The sequence below is a fragment of the Variovorax sp. PAMC26660 genome, assembly GCF_014302995.1.
GTDB lineage: Bacteria > Pseudomonadota > Gammaproteobacteria > Burkholderiales > Burkholderiaceae_C > Variovorax.
Genome location: NZ_CP060295.1, coordinates 5,445,189 through 5,461,561, shown reverse-complemented (window position 1 = coordinate 5,461,561; position 16,373 = coordinate 5,445,189). Strand labels below are relative to the sequence as shown.

5 protein-coding genes are annotated in these 16,373 nt (G+C 69.6%); all 5 read right to left on the bottom strand.

Annotated features, from left to right (window positions below; translation table 11 throughout):
* Positions 1-3 precede the first annotated feature (3 nt).
* Entirely contained in the window at positions 4-858 is an 855-nt protein-coding gene (locus H7F35_RS25760; protein WP_187109384.1) for an alpha/beta hydrolase, read from the bottom strand.
* A 139-nt stretch (positions 859-997) separates the two neighbouring features.
* Complete coding sequence (locus tag H7F35_RS25755) at positions 998-2,395, bottom strand: trypsin-like peptidase domain-containing protein (RefSeq protein WP_187109383.1); 1,398 nt, start codon at positions 2,393-2,395, stop codon at positions 998-1,000.
* A gap of 12 nt (positions 2,396-2,407) precedes the next feature.
* Entirely contained in the window at positions 2,408-2,872 is a 465-nt protein-coding gene (locus H7F35_RS25750) for a hypothetical protein (protein ID WP_187109382.1), read from the bottom strand.
* 26 nt (positions 2,873-2,898) lie between these two features.
* Positions 2,899-3,639 (bottom strand): serine protease, encoded by a 741-nt coding sequence (locus H7F35_RS25745; RefSeq protein WP_187109381.1) that lies wholly within the window; start codon positions 3,637-3,639, stop codon positions 2,899-2,901.
* Positions 3,640-3,739: 100 nt separating this feature from the next.
* The gene (locus H7F35_RS25740) at positions 3,740-16,234 is read right to left on the bottom strand and encodes a filamentous haemagglutinin family protein (RefSeq protein WP_187109380.1); all 12,495 of its coding nucleotides are present in this window, start codon (positions 16,232-16,234) and stop codon (positions 3,740-3,742) included.
* Positions 16,235-16,373: the final 139 nt, after the last annotated feature.

Sequence of the window (16,373 nt, the reverse complement as noted above, 5' to 3'; positions counted from 1 at the left end):
CCATTACGCAGCGGCTTCGAGCGCAGCAGCCACAGGCTCCGGAAGAATCGCCGTCAACGCAAAGTCGATCAGATGAAGCCAGGTCGCTTCGAGCTCCATGATGTTGTAGTGGTCCGAATCGGGAATCGTCTGCACGCTGACGGGCGTCGGCCACGCGGCAATGAGTTTTTCGGAGCGTTCGTGCGGCACGACATCGTCTTGTGCGGCCAGCAGCACCTGGGTGGTTGCCGCGACTTCCGCGCTGTGCGCGAGCGAGTCGAAGCGATGCCGCAGCAACAGCGACAACGGCACGAGCGGAAAGCGCCGCTTCGCCACCTCCAGCAAGGTGTCGTAGGGCGTGACCAGTTGCAGGCTCGCGAAGTTCTGCTGCGCCACCAGCTGGATGGCCACGCCGGTTCCCAGGCTGCGGCCGACGACATGCAGGCGCGCATGCGGGAAGGCCCGGCGCAGGTGGTTGGCGAACTGGACCGCGTCTTCGACGGACGCGATCTCCGAAGGATGCCCCTGCGAATCGGCCACGCCCCGGTAGTTGATCGCGGCGAACCCGAAGCCCTGCGGAAGCCAGTGCAGCATCTGCGCAGTGGCGCGCACGTCTTCGCTGCGGCCCGCGAAGTAGATGAACAGGTCTTGCAGCGCGGCTTCGCCATCGGGGTGGTAGACGTACCCACGGACCATGCCGCCGGGCACGATATGGGAATAGGTCGAGAAGTCGTCGGACAGATGAACGACAGGCAGCTTTCGCGCGTTGAACAGGATGTCTCCCTGGCGCGTGGCCAGGAGGGTCCAGTACGCCGCGAGGCTTCCAATGGCAGCCGCGGATGCCGACAGGGCAATGCGGAAGACTTTGTTGGATGACAAGGTGGGCTCCGGGAAAAGGAATCGGGTGAACGGCGCCTAGTTTCGCCTCGTTCTTCCACGCGGATGCCCGCGACCGCCATTGAACCTGCAACACGGCCGTTTCTCCCACACGCTGCCCCACCCTCTTCTTACCCCGCCTTCAGCAACGCGACATGCCCGCCCGCGCGCAGATCGGCACGAAGATGCGCGTGCCCCCGCGCTGCACCAGCAAGGCCGCGGAGCCGTCCGCCACGTCCAGCTCCTGCACCAGCGCCTCGGCGCTGTCGATGGGCTGGCCGTTGAGCGCGATGATCAGGTCGCCCGGCTGCACGCCCGCGCGCGAAGCGGCCGCGTTGACGCGCTGCACCAGCAGCCCGCCCTCCAAGCGCAGAAACTGCCGCTCGGCGGGCGCGAGTGGCCGCACCGCGAAACCGAGCCGCGAGGGTGCCGAAGGCGCATCGGCTGCATCGGCCTGCAGGCGCGGCGTGTCGAAGCCTTCCACCCTCACTTCGAGCACCTGCTCCGCGCGCTCGCGCCACACCATCAGGCGGATGGTCTCGCCCGGCGTCTGGTCGGCGATGAAGCCCAGCGCATCCGCCGCCTGCACCACTTCGCGGCCTTGCACCGACTGGATCACGTCGCCTGACTTGAGCCCGCCCCTGTCGGCCGCGCCGCGCGGCTCCACATAGTTCACCAGCGCGCCGGCCGGGCGCGGCAGGCGAAAGGTGTCGGCCAGCGCCTGCCCCACCTCCTGCACCGACACGCCGATGCGCCCGCGCGTGACGGTGCCACTCGACAGCAACTGGTCCTTGATGCGCATGGCCGCGTCAATGGGAATGGCGAAGGACAGGCCCTGGTAGCCGCCGCTGCGGCTGTAGATGCGCGAGTTGATGCCGATGACTTCGCCGCGCAGGTTGAACAGCGGCCCGCCCGAGTTGCCGGGGTTGATCGGCACGTCGGTCTGCAGGAACTGCATGTATTCGGCGCCCGGCAGCAGCCGCCCCTTGGCACTGACGATGCCGGCCGTGACCGAGTTGCCGAAGCCGTAGGGCGAGCCGATGGCCACCACGCCGTCGCCGGGCTCGACGCTCGACAGCTCGCCGATGCGAACGGTCGGCAGGCCGCTCGCGTCGATCTTGAGCAGCGCCACGTCGGCCACCGCATCGAGCCCGATCAGGCGCGCCTTGAACTCGCGCCGGTCGGGCAGCTTGACGTTGATCTGCGTGCCGCGCGCCACCACATGCGCGTTGGTCAGGATGAGGCCGTCGGCGCTCACGATGAAGCCGGTGCCCAGGCTGCTTTCGTCCATGCCGCCCTGCTGCGGCAGCGTGCCCGGCGCGGGCACCAGCCAACGGTCGCTGTAGCGGCGCACCGGCACCGAGGGCCGCTCCACGCCGATGTGCACCACGGCCGGGCCGTAGGTCTTGACCAGTTGCGCAAGACCGGAAGCCGGCCATGGCATTGCGGCCTGCAGCGGCAGGCTCGGGGCCAGGCAGGCGAAAGCCATCGCTGCCGCCACGCCGGTGCGGCGCCAGCCATCGGCGCGCGACATCCTCATGCGCGGCCCCGTTCAGGTGTTGGTGACGAAGCTCAGCGTGAGCTGCAACACCATCGGCTGGCGCATGTCTCGCGGCGGTGCTTCGGCCAGTGGCTGCGCGGTGAGCAATGCGCGCAGGTCGGCGTCGGCCTGCGCATTGCCCAGCGAATCGAAGGCCACGCGCTCGACCTTGCCGTTGGCAGCGACCCACACGCGCACCACCACCGGCGCGGGCGGCACGGGCTGGCCTTCCTTCAGCATGCGCTCCTGCATCCAGGCATGCAGCCGCACCACGGTTTCGTTGGCCGGGTCGCTCAGCGAAGACTGCAACTGGTTGCCCGCGAGGTTGGCGTAACTGACCCAGTGCTGCGGCACCTGCTGCTGTGTCTGCGCCGGCGCGGCGATGGGCACGGTGGCGCTCGCAAGGCCCAGGCCGAGCCAGCCCAATGCGAGACGCAGGCGGCCCCAGCGAGGCCGCGTTGTGGGAGAAGCGTTCATGGGTCTTTCGAAAAAATGAAATTTGGTCAGCCGCAGAGCACACCGACCGACAGGGTCGACGCCCTGGCGGCCGGCGATTGCATCGGGCTCAGCTGGGGACTGTCGCTTTCCGCGAAGGCGATGCCGTGACTGTTCAGGAACTGCCGCACCTGCGACGCAGGCACTGCGCGCACCTGGGTCGCGCCGCCCTTCACGCCGGCGGCCGAGGCCGCACGGCTCAGGGTGGTCATGCCCGAGGCATGCGGCGCAGCGGCCACGCGCTCCACCACCACGCCGAGCAGCAGGCCGTCGGCGCCCAGCACCGCGCTGCCGCTCGCGCCCGGCTGCACGCCCGACAGCAGTTGCAGGCCTTCGGCGCCGGGCACCGTCATCGCGTTGCTGAGCAAGGCAGCGCGGTCCGGCAGGCGCTGCAGCACGGCATAGGCTTCGGCGAACACGCCGACGCTGTGGCCGGACGCGGCATCGCTGCGCGCGAGCGTCGCGCTCAGGTAGGGCTTGAGCGTGGTGCGCAACACCGCGAGGTCAAGCTCAGGGCTGGCCGCGATCACCGTGGCCTGCGCCACCTGCGCGCCCTTGATGGCAAAGAGCGAGCGGCAGTCCGACACGGCATGCCGCGCGGTCAGCACGTCGCCGGCTTCGTTGAGGAAGACGCCGCTGGCGTTGGTGTCCGGCGGTGATGCGGGGTTGGCAACGGCCACCGCCATGAAGAAAAGAAGACCTGCTGACAACAGCAGGCCGAGACAGGCGGATGAAGGTGCGGAAGGCATGAAGGCGGTCGCGAAGGCGCTGCATCTAAGACGAAGCGCGACGCGCACAACTGTCGTTTGTCACAAAAGCTTCATGTAAAGACCGCTCCGCCCTCCGCCTTCACTGCCCCAGCAGGCGCCGCTCCTGCGGCGTCAGCTTCGCTTTCTGCGCCTCGCCCAGTGGCCCGCGACCCAGCACCTGCACCGGGCTGTTCACGTCGTAGCCGACCTTGGTGGCCGCCGCGCCGTGCGGCTCCGGCGCGGCTGCGCCTTCACCCGCACCCTCGTTGCCGAAGCCCAGCACGCGCACCGTGAACACAGACGGCAGGCTCTGGCGCGCCGCCGCGCGTTCGCGCTGCATCGCGTCCTGCGCCGCGGCCGTGGCCTGCGAGGCGGCCGCACTGGCGTTCGTCAGCGCGCCCACGTTCACCGCCGCGACCACCGGCAGCCCGGCCGACTCGCCCTTCACCTGGATGTTGGCCGCGTTCACGACCTGCAGCGCCGCCAGGTTGACGTTGCCCGACACGCGGATGCCCGCCTCGCCGGCATCGATGGTGCCCAGCGGCGCGATCAGGTCCATGTCGCCCGCCGGCACTTCGGGAATGGGCGCCAGCGTTGCCAGCCCCGCGCCCGAGCTGGGCACCTGCGACGACAGCTTCACGTTGCCCACGTTGTCGTACACGCGCTTGGGCGGCGTGTAGACCAGCGTGGTCTTGGAGCCGCGGCCGGCGTTGATGTCGCCCTTCTCCGACCAGGCCAGCACGTCGCCGCCGAAGGTGGTCATCACCCGCGACAGGCCCAGCAGCAGGCTGCCTTCGCTGAACAACTGGATGTTGCCCATGCCCTGCGTGATGACGCCCGCGCTGCCCGGCGGCACCGCGCCCTGCACGCCCACCACGATCTGCCCGCCCGGCGCGAGCATCTGGATGTCGCCGCCGAAATCGGTGTGCACGCCCGAGGGGCCGTACATGATGATGTCGCCCTTGCGCACGATCTCCTGCCCTGCGGCATCGAGGTCGGGGAACAGCGTGGCGATCATGCCGCGCCCGCGCAGGTAGCTGCCGTAGCGCGGGCCGTTCTCGTCGTTGTATTCGCGGCCGCCCGCGCGCAGTTCGGCGAAGTACACGGTGCGCAGGAACACGCGCTGCTGCTCAGGCGCCAACGTCCTGAAGTAGGCCTGCGCACTGCCCGGGTCCTTCGCGTCCTTGCTCGTGGCGGCGAAGCCGTAGCGCTCGGCAAGCCACGCGGCCAGCTCGACTTCGTAGGTCTTCACCACGCGGTCCGGCTGGCTGGCGAGCGATTGGCCGGCACCGGTTTCGGCGCGCTTGGCCGGATCGAGGTAGCGCTCGGCCATGGCCGAGAAGTCGGGCCCGTTGGCGCCCATGCCGGCCATCATCGAAATGCTTGCGCCGGGGCGGCTGTCGCCCTCGGCCAGCGCGCCCTGGCTCACCACGCTGGCACGGTCGTCCTGGGTGATGTGGCGGCCGGCCGACATCTCCAGCGCGCCCGGTCCGGCGACCCGCACGTTCGCATACAGGATGTCGCGCCCGGCCTGAATCAGCGAGACGTCGCGCGGGTCGTTGTTCACGATCAGCGCATCGGTGCCGACGATGTCGCGCCCGGCGCGGATGCGTGCCGGTGCGGCCGATCGGTTCCAGGTGTCGACGGTCGGAATGCCGCTGGCCGTCACTTTCCGGGCCGTGCCACTGGCCAGGCCGAGGATGTCGCCCTTGACCGCATAGAACAGCGTGGGCGGCGCGTCGGCCGGGTGCAGCGTCTTGCTGCCGAGCGTGTCCGGCCCGAAGGCGAACAGCGGAAAGCTGTTGAGCATGCCGTAGACCGGAATCCGTTCCCCCGCGCCCACCGATCCCTCCGAGCTGGTGTTGTAGACCACGGGCCGTTGGAAAGCGTCGTAGCCGACGAATGCGGGCGCCAGCGGTGTCGGCAGCGGCGTGACCGCACCCGACATGCTGACCGGATAGCCGCCGCCGAACAGCGACGTGCCCGCCAGGAATTCGAGTTCGCCGGAAGGCGACGGTGCCAGCACCAGCGCGTTGCCGGCGGCCTGTGCGCCCGTCGCCGCCGAGAAGCCGTAGTAGAGGCTGCCCGAAGCCGCCGTGGCGCGCAGGATCGACGGATAGACGACGGCGGTGTCGCTCACGTTGACGCTGCCGAAGTCCCCGCTGCCAGGGCGAATGTTGGCAAGGTCGGTGCCGGGCGTGAGGTTGCCGCCGGCGCTGAACAGGTTGATGGCCGTGCGGCCGGTCCACAGCGAGAACCAGCTCTGGCCGAGGTTGTATTCCTTGCTGCCGAGCTTGAAGTCCGAAGCGTTCGGCACCAGCGCGCGGCCCGGATCGACCACGCTCGCCATGACCAGGTCGCCCGGCGTGTCCAGGTACATCGCGGAATCCCCCGGCACCAGCACGATGCCGGCGTTGCCGATGCCGATGGTCGCGGTGAACGGATCGATCGGGCGCGTGTCCCCCGCGTCGCCCTCCTGCCCCGGAATCGCGCGCACCGCCTTGCGGTACTTCAGCTCGATGCCGCCGATGGCGCCGGCGGACACCGCGCTCATGCCCCGCAGGTTGACCAGCGCGCCGTTCAGGTCCAGGTACTGCGAATTGTTGCCGTAGGTTGCGTACTGCGCCGCCGCCAGGTTCGGATTGATGGCACCGCCGATGCGCAACTGCAGGTCGCCGCCGCCGGTGAGCGTGATCTTGCCGTTCGCATCGACGCGGCCGGTGCTGCCCACCGCCGCAACGATGGCCTCGCTGCGCGCCCACTGCTGCCCGTTGCCCAGCCGCACGGACGTGCCTGCATTGCCATCCGCGCGCAGTGTCAGGTTGCCGCCGCCCAGCGTGCCCATGCCGGTGAAGCCCGCCAGGTAGGGCTCGGTGGTGCCTTCGCTGAACCGATTCAGGGGCGGCAGCGCGTACGCACCGAAGTTGATCCACCAGGCCGTGGCGATGTTGTCGCTGCCCGCCAGCGCGGTGCCCGAGCCCTGGCGCCACAGCCAGTTGCCCACCGACGCGCTCGGAATCTGCGCGCGGTCTTCGCCGAACGTGCCCCACACGTCGCCGAGCACATTGCCACGCACCGCGATGTCCACGTTGCCGCCGTGCTCCGGATACCACGCCTGGTAGGCCGCGAGCGCCGCGCCGTAGTCGTTGGCCTGCGGGCCGATCACCGAGCCATCGATGGTCTTTCCGCGTGCGAGGTTGAAGGGGTCGAGGCCGTTGGCATCGAGCAGGGGCGCCGAGCGCGTGCCGGCCGTGTAGAAACCGAAGGGCGACTCCATGACGAAGTTGCCCGCCGCGGCAGCGCCCAGGTCGCCGGTGCCGGTGCGCACCACGCTGAACATCGGCGACAGCGGCGTGTACTTGATGACGTCCTTGACGGGGTTGATGAACGAAACGCAAAGGGCTACATCGCCGGAATCGCAGCGGAACAGCTCCTTCTCCGGGACCAGCTCCCCCTCCTTGAAGCTCGGGTCCAGCTTGATGCCGCCGGGCCCCCATTTCTTGACGATGCGGACCGGGTCGACCAGGCAGGCATCGGGTCCGAGGAAGTCGCAGTAGCCCGCGTCAATCACCCAGTCTTCCACCGGTGTGCCCTCGTCGAAGCCGTTGGCCGGTCCGGCCGGGCCCCACACGAGCCCGGTGCCGCCCGACACGGTCTTGATGTTCGTCATCGCGTGGCTGTCGGCCAGGATGATGGATGCGTGCTTCGCGGGATCGACCGCGCGGCGGTCGGCCGAGTCCAGGTCGGCACCGGCCGTGAGTTGCAGGCTCCAGCTGCTCGCACCCTGCCCCAGCATCGGCGCCACGGCCCAGTTGCGGCCCTGGATGCCGTCGACCACGGGCCGCAGGTTGACGGCCTCGTCGTTCGGCAGTTCGACGACCGTCATCGACGGAATCAGCGCGCCGCGCGGCAGCGCAATGGTGCTGTCGGCCTTCAGCGCGACCGGCAGCCGCACGCCCTTGGGCCAGACCAGTGCCTGCACGCTGGCCTCGCCGCGCAGGGCCGTGCCGGCCCCCAGCTTCATGCCGCTGTCGAGCACCACCGCCTCGCCCAGCACCGTGCCGGCCTTCAGGCGGACGGTGCCGTTGGTGTTGTAGACGTCGGCGCGCAGCACCGTGCCGGCAGGCAGCGTGTAGGCCGCGCCCAGGGTCACGTCCACCGGCAGCACCGTGCCGCCGGGCAGGAGCACGGCGGCCGCCGGCACGTCGTAGTTCAGCACCGCGTCTTTCGGGAACACCGTGCCCTTGTCCAGCACCACGCCGTCGATCGGCACGACGATGTCGCCACCGAAAGGCGTGAACGGCAGGCCGTACTTGGTGCGCTGCTCGGACAGGTACCAGCCCTTGTCGTCGGGCGTGGCCGGCGGCGGCGCGAAGCCGTCGTTGATGCTGCCGTAGATGTTGAGGTTGCCGCCCGCGCGGATCACCAGCACGCCGGGCTCGCCGAAGCCGCGCCGCGCCGGATCGTTGCGGTCGACACCGGGGCCATAGCGGTAGTTCGAGAGGTCGATGTCGCCCACCACGCTGAGGTCGCCGTCCGCGGTCTTGCTGACGATTTCCACGCCGGGCCGCAGGTGGTAGCTGCCCAGGCCGGCCAGGCGTGCCGACAGCGATGCGTTGCCCAGGGCCTTGTCGATGAACGCACTGCTGTCGGCATCGATGTCGTCGAGGAACTTCTGCGTGATGAGCTGCGGCTTGCGGCCGGACACGTCGGGCGCGTCGGCGGGCGGTGCGTCGCTGTAGGTGCGGAAGGCGTTGACCGCGATGCTCTTCGCGCCCTGGATGGCGGGCGTGCCATTGACGCTGACCGCCACGTCGTCTTCGCCCCGGCGCGGCGCATTCAGAGCCAGCGTGCCGCGCGGCACGCCGTCGTTGCCCTGCGCGGCGCTCACGCCGGTGCCCGCACGCAGGTCGATGCTGGCGCCGCTGCCCAGCGTCAACGTGCCTTGGGTGCTGGTGAGATCGACGATCGCCCGGTTCGGGCTGTCGATGATCTTGCCGTAGCTGTCCACGCGCAGGCCCGTGCCGTGCGCATCCAGCGTGCCGTTGACCGTGAGGTCGCCCTTCGCGGCGAGGCGGATCGAGCCGACCTGGAAGCCGCTGGCATCGATGCGGCCGTTGACCGTGAGGTTGCCGCCGTCCACCACCACCTCGACCTGCCGTGCCTTCACTTCGTCGCCGATGGCGAGGTCGCCCTGCTTGATCTGGAAGCGGCGCGCGCCGAACACGCCGCCTTCGTTCAGGCGCGCGTTGAGGCCGGCGAAATCGGCCACGCTCTGCCCGCGCACGTTGATCTCGGCCGCGTCGTAGGGCACTACCGTGCCGCCCGCGTCATACGAGCCGCTGGCGGTGCCGAGAATCCGGCCGCCCAGGTCGATGCGGCCCGCGCCGGCGCCCAGCGCCGTCGCCTGCATCGTGCCGCCGCGGTTGTGCGTGGCCGACAGGTCGATCACCGAGCCGGCCGCCTGCGTGATGTTGCCCGCCGTGCTCGACACCAGCAGGTCGCCGCCGCGGCTGTAGCGCGTCTGCTCGAAGAACTTCATCGCCTGGCCCGACAGGTCGATGCGCGAATTGGCGCCCAGCGTCACGTCGCCGGCGGCCGTGAGCTGCAGCTTGCCCGAGGCCAGGCCGACCGTGCCGTCGATGGTGATGTTGCGGCCCGCCAGGGCCAGCTCCGCGCCCAGCGTCCGGTCGCCGGCAGGCATGGCGCCGCCTGCCAGCGCGCTGACGAGGATGTCGCCGCCCGCCGTGATGTGGTTGCTCGATCCCGCCTCGCCGGTGACGAGCGGTGCGCGCAGGTTCAGGTTGCCGCCGCTGAAGTCGTAGCCCTTGCCTGCCACGTAGTCGCCCTGCCGCTGGTACACGCCCAGCGTGCCCTTGTCGTTGGCGGTGATGCGCTCGGTCGCGTTCAGATTGACGGCCGCGAAACCCAGCGCCAGGCGGTCGGCCGAGAAGCCGGCGTCTGGCTGCGTGTTGGGGCCATGGCCGAGCACGATGCGCGCAGCCGACACGTCGAGCGTGCCGGCGCCCAGCAGGCTGCCGATGGCGCTGCCCGGCGTGTTGGCGCCGGGAAAGCTCTCGTTCGTGCCTGTCGGCGTCGGTGTCAGCCCGGTCCAGATGAACTCGCCGGTGGTGATCTTCGCGGTGTCGCCCGCACCGCCGTAGCCGTAGATGGCCGGCGTGCCCAGCACCAGCCGCGCGATGGACGACACGCCGGTCGCCGGGTTGAGCGTGTCCAGCGAGACCGCACCGTAGATGTTGACCGACTCGCGCACGTTCAGCACCAGCGTCTCGACCGCCGGCACGCCCTCGCCCTTGTTGCCGGCCAGCAGGTTCGCCAGGATGCCCTGGTTCATCGACAGGCCCAACGGCAACTGGTGGTTGGCCGCCGCCTGCTGCAGCGCTGCGTCGCTGCCCAGGTTGACCGACGACACCGCCAGCACGAGGTTCTTCGCGCCGTAGCGCACGTTGTCGGCCAGCGTGAACGAGCGGTTGGTGGCCACCGCCAGCGTGCCCTCGCCGTACAGCGTGGTGTTGCCGGTGCAGGCCACGGTCGGGCAGTTGCCGATCTGGATGGTGGAAGGCGATCCGTCGAGCGTGGGCGGCAGCAGGTTGATCCATCCGTTCGACAACCCCAGCACGGCGCCACGGCCGGCCGAGAACACGACACCGTCGGTCGAGTCGTAGGCCGGCGCGCCCTTGCCGAGCGTGTTCAGCGAAGCCCCCTGCTCCAGGTTGATGCCGTCGCCGTAGCCGCTTGCCAGCAGGAAGATTTCAGCGCCGCGCAATGTGGCGCCGCTTCGCACGAAGACACTGCCGGCGTCCGGCTTGAAGGTGGCGAAGTTGTCCGCGTAGTTCAGTTCGATGCCGCCGCCCACGATCAGCCGTGGCGCACCGAAGGCATTGAGTTGGTCGGCCTGAAGCGACACGCCCACGAAATCGGGCGTGCGCGCAGCGCCCGGCGCCAGCACCTCGACCCCGAAGGCCCTGACCGAGAGCGTGCCGCCGAAGCCCGCGCTGCCGGCGGCCGGATTGAACAGCGCCTTGCCGTCGAACTGCAGCATCGACACGCCGTCCTTGGGACGCACATAGAAGTAGTCGAGCAGCAGGTTGCGGGAATCGGCCGCGATCTCGCCGCGCACGCCGCCACGGCGTGCCGTGTCGGCCACCACGAAGGCGTCGTAGCCCATCGGGTTGTAGGTCGCGTTCTGCTTCACCGCAGCGGCCGGCGTCACGACCAACTGGCTCGCCAGCGACGACTTCAGCGCTGTGTTGGCAACGCCCAGGTAGCCGCTCGCAACGTAGGAGCCATTGCCCACCGACAGCGGCGCGGTGGGCAGCGCGCTTTCCGCACCGAGTTCGACGCGAAAGGCACCCGGCTGCAGCGCATAGGTGGAAGGCAGCAGCGTGTAGGTGCCGGCCTTGAGCCCGGCCACATCCCTGTCGAGCGTGATCTGCCGGCCGATGGCCGGCTCCGATGCGCCCGCGTCCGGCGACACCGGCGCATAGCCGCCCTGGAAGCCGGGCACGATCGCATAAACGCCGTTGCCGGCCTTGCTGAAGGTGTTGGCCGGATTGGCGTTCGCCAGCGGCGTGCGCAGCACGTCCACTGAACCGCCACGGCCGGTGACGAAGCCAGCGCCCGTGAGTTCACCGCCGCCCGACAGGTCGAGCAGCGCGCCTTCGCGGCCGACCACGCTGTCGCTTGTGATCGTGATGCCGCTGGTCCCCAGCGAGCGCCCCACGACGGGCTTGCCCGCATAGCTGTAGCCGATGCCGTCGGTGGTGCCGCCGTAGGGCATGAGCAAGCCGGTGCCGCTGACCGAGGTGATGCTGCCCGGCAGCAGCTCGACCAGGCTGGCATGCGCCTCGCTGCTGCCCCGGCCGTCCTGTCCCACGATCAGGTTGCCCAGTGGCGCGCGCACGATGCCGCCCTGGCGCACCGTGTCGCCGCCGAGCGCGAGGATGCCGAACGCCGACTGCGGCATGGCCACATCGCCTTCGACCTGGCGGCGAATGTCCAGCACGCGGCCCTTGTCGTAGCCCGCGACGATCTGCGCGTTGGCGCCCGTGGCCGGATAGATCTGCGCGGCGGTGATCGTCAGGTCGCCCATCGTGGCCAGCTCGGTCGTGGTCGCACCGCGCAGGCCGAACGCACCGGACGCGCCGCCGAGCATGCGAACGTCGCCACGGCTGGTCACGTTCACCTTGTCGAAGCCGCGGCGGTCCACCACCTGCGCGGGGCCTGCCTTCATCGCGATCTCGCCGTGTGCGCCGAAACCGACGCGATCACGGACGTCGATCTGGTCGGCCTCCGCCGTGAAGACCGCATCGCTCGAGCGGGTCGACGCACCGTGGCGCCAGGTCGTGGTGTAGAGCGCTTCGTTGTCCCGCTGCGGCACTGCGGTGACGCCAGCCAGCCGCAGGTACGACGACGCCAGCCTCACCTGCGAATCCGTTGCTGCGCTCTCGGCCAGTGCGAAGCTGCCGGCGTAGATGCGCAGGCTCTGCGCGGTCGACAGGTCGACGTTGCCGTCGAAGCTCAGCAGGCCGTTGACCAGCAGCGACAGGTTGCCGAAGCCACCGGCCTGTACCTGGTCCACGCCCAGCCGCCCCTTGCCGTAGGCCAGCGCCGCATCGGCCTGGCCCGGCTTCAGCGTCGAAGGCAATCCGCTGGGTTGCTGCGTCTGTGACAGGATCAGCTCGCGCGCCTGCCGGATCTCGTTGTCGACCGGGTAGATGGTCGAGAAGACCGGCGCTTCGAGCGCCACCGCCAGCGTGCCGCCTGCCGCATTGGCGCCGCCCGCGCGTGCGCGCAGCGTGCCGTCGAGGTAGAGGCTGTGCGCCGACTTGAGCACGATGCTGCCGCCATTGCTGGCCACATTCATCTCGCGCCAGCGGCCGTCGACCGGCGCGTCGATGATGGCACTGCTGCCGGAGGCATCGAGCACCGCACCGGGCCGGATCACCAATGCCAGGTCGGGCGCCTTGGCCGCTCCCCGTGCTTCCCAGTCGAGCGCGCCACCGATGGAGATGGTGCCGCCGTTGCGCACCGTGCCGTAGCGGCGGCCGCTGGCGTCGGTGCCCGTTTGCGCACGCGCCGCCACGTCGAGCACCGCGCCCTCGCCGATCCACACCGAGCGGTTGTGCGCCTGGTTCGACGTGCTGAGCGACGAGGTGAAATCGGGCGCCTCGATGTCGATGGCGATGCTGCCGCCCCAGGCGTTGAGCCTGCCGTCCACCACGAAGCTGCTCTTGCCGCCGCCGAGCAGGCGGATCGAGCGGCCGGGATCGACCGACACCACCGAGCCCGCGCCGATGGCGACATCGCCGCCTTCGCTGACGCGGCGCTGCGCGCGCAGCACGAGGTCGGCGCCCTGGCGCTGCACGACCTGGCGGTTGGGCACGTCCTGCTGCAGCAGCGGCGGCGTCCACAATTGCAGCGCGAAGCCACCCTCATTGCCGGCCGTGGCGTACGGCGCAATCTGGTAGACCGGCATCGCCACATCGACCTGCGCACCCGGCGCAACCGACAGCCCCTTGTGCCCGTTGATGTCGTAGGCAGAAAAGCCCGACTGCAGGCGCGACGCATCGAGCACCAGCGCCGTGGCGTCCTGCGCCGCCGGGTCCGCACCGATGACGATGGCGTTGCCCGTCTCGATCTGCAGCATGCCGCCGCCGCTCACACCGTGGCCGCGAATCTCGCCGCCCAGCGAAAGCACGCCCTGCGCATCCGTGGCCGTGGCGGCCGAATCGGCCACCAGCGCCACGCTGCCGCCCTTGCCGCCTTTCTGCTTGCCCTTGGCCAGCAGCGCCGCGCCGGAAGACACGTCGATCAGGCTGCCCTTCTCGATCATCACGCCGTGCGTCGATTCGATGCGCGCCATGCCACCGTCCAGGTAGGCCAGCGTGGCCGCGTCCTCCGGGGTGGCAACGGTGTCGGTGCGGCGTCCGCGCAGATCGAGCGCGGCGCCATCGCGCAGCGTGATCGACGAAGCCGCATCCTTCACCAGCGCGCGTGCCGGCGCACCGTTCAACGTTGACTGGAAGACATTGCCGGCGCTGAACTTGCCTCCGCGTGTCGTGACCGTTGCGCCGATGTCGATGAACGCGCCGAGCAGGCTCATCTGGCCGCCATCGGCAAGCGTGACGGCCTTGTCGATCTTGACGGTGCCCAGCGTGCCGATGTCCAGCACCGCCAGGTGCTGCCCGTTCAGGTGGCCGCTGTCGAGCCACAGCGTGCCGATGCGCTCGGTGCCCAGCGCATCGCTGGCCGCCATCTGCAGCGTCGCCTGCGCGATGTCGCCAAAACGCACGTCGGTGTCGAACAGGTCGATACGGCCTTGCGACGCATAGCGCCCCACCGCCAGCGCGCCGCCGCGTGCCACTGCGGTCTGTGCCTGCTTGTAGCCGTCCTCGATGGCGTCGCGCGCCCGCGTCTGGCGCGCGCCGTTGAACACATCGGCCACGATGTCGCCTTCGAGCACCGCCGTGGGTGCGCTCACCACCAGCCGGCCCGCATCGCGGCCGACCGTGTAGCCGTTTTCCAGCAGGCGCTGCGGCCCGATCAGCGGGTTGTAGAAGTACTCGGTGTTCTTCTTGCCCCAGCGCACGTGCTCGGCCTCGAAGCCCTTGTAGACGCCCTCGAACACCATGTCCGACGGCGCCTTGTTCAAGCTGTACAACCGGCCGTCGCTGCCCTTGAGCCAGGTCTGGTTGATGAAGCCGGTCTGCACGTTCAGCGTGCCGCCCGAGAGGTTCACGCTGGAGCCCGCCTGCGTGACCACTTCCTTGCCGCCCAGCAACACCGTGCCGCCCTGCGTGGCCCATTCGCCGATGCCGTGGCCCTGGTTGCCCAGGTAGCCGCCCACTTCGAGCAGGCCGCCCGCCGCATACCAGCGCTCGCCTTCGTAGCCGCCCACGCCGGGCGCCACGCGCACGAGGTTGCGCCGGTCGATCCACACGTCGTTGTTGAACAGCTTGCCGCTCTCGCGGTTCGACGGCGAATCGCGCAGTTCGTTGCCCTGCACGTTCACCTTGACGTTGTTGGACTCCATTGCCACGTTCACGCCCACCGCGCCGGACACGTCGAGCCGCGCCTTGTCTGCCACGAAGCTGCGGCGCGCGGCGCTGGCCGCGATCTGCCCGCCGGTGGCGAGCGTGAGCGATTCGCCCTCGAAGCGGATGTCGCCGCCCGAGACGATCTCGATGCGCGACTGGTCACGGCGGTCCGCCAGGTTGGCCAGGTTGTCGAAGGCGCCGCTCGCCGCCGCAGTGCGAAGTACGTCCTGCGCGGCCGACTCCTTGATGAGCGCATCGCGCTGGCTGTCGAGCGCGCTGGCCTTGCCGTCGTCCTCGATCACCACGGCCGTGACGGCGCCCTTGCCCATGCTCACGTTGCCGAGCTTGTCGGCGGCCGAGTTCAGCAGGTGCACAGTGCCGCGCGCACTCACAGTGGAGCTGGCCACCGCCACGCCGTCCTGCCGAACGTCGCGGCCGGCCAGCGTGATGTCGCCTTCGCGCGCGGTGATCAGGCCGGTGTTGCTCACCTTGCCCGCCGTGCTGTCGGGCACGAACTGCGGTGCGACCTCGTTGCCGCGCGTGGTCGAGAAGGTGTTGCCGTCGGTGCCGATGCCCTTGCGAATCAGAAAGCTGTCGCCCGCCGCCATCTGCGTCTGCCCCTTGCGGGTGGCGATCTCGCCCGCGTTCGACACCTCCTTGCCGAGCAGCAGCACATAGCCGCCACCCTGCGTGACGGAGCCCGGCTCCTTCGTCGTGATGCGCGCGCCCGCCTGCACTTCGACCTTGCCCAGGTCTTCCTTCAGCGTGGTGAAGCTCGGCGCGGTGCCGTTGGAATAGATGCCACCGGTGGTGAACTGCGAATCCTTGATGCTCGCCGCAGCCGCCACCAGGTTGCGCGTGTCGACCTGGCTGCTGCCGCTGAACACCACGCCGTTGCGGTTGGCGATGAGCACCGTGCCGTCGCCCTTGATCTGCCCGCGAATCTGCGACGGGCGCGCGGCCGGGTCGTTGACGCGGTTGAGCACCGCCCAGTCGGCCTGTTGCCTGAACTCGACCGTGGTGTTGCGCCCGACGTTGAAGGTTTCCCAGTTCAGGATCGCCTTGTCGCCGGTCTGCTGGACCGTCACCGTGGTGCGGCCTGCGGCCGTGCCGGGTGTCGGCGCATTCGCGTTGTGCCAGCCGGCCGTGAGGCTGTTCGTGTCGACCTTCAGGCCGCCTTCGACCAGGCCGTCAGGCACGTCGGTGCCGCCGTTCTGCGCGGCCAGCCGTGCCGCCGCTTGCGCTGCCTGCTGCGCGGCAATCGCCTGCGCCGCGAGGTTCAGATTGCCGATGGAGCGTTGCAGTTGTTCATTGGCCTTTTGCTGCTGCGCCAGCGGGTTCGTCAGCATCGAGGCTGGCGTGCCGTTGGGCAGATAGCCCGTGGCTGCCGCCGTGCCTTGCGCCACGTTCTTCTGCGCCATCCAGGCTGCGCTGAACGCGCGTTGCGCATGTGCGTTGCCCGCAAGGCCCGCCATGGCCAGTGCGATGGCGACCGCGTGCGCGACCGGTGCGCGGCGGAATGTCTGTTTGCTCATTTCATACCCCAGAGGAAAACCCGTTCGCGTGATTGCGTGGCACGGCGGTGTTGCACCGCGCTCTGGTTAAGAGACCGGGCTCACCGGATGCGACCGACACGACCGAGATAAAAGACTGGGAAAATTTGCGGGGCGATGC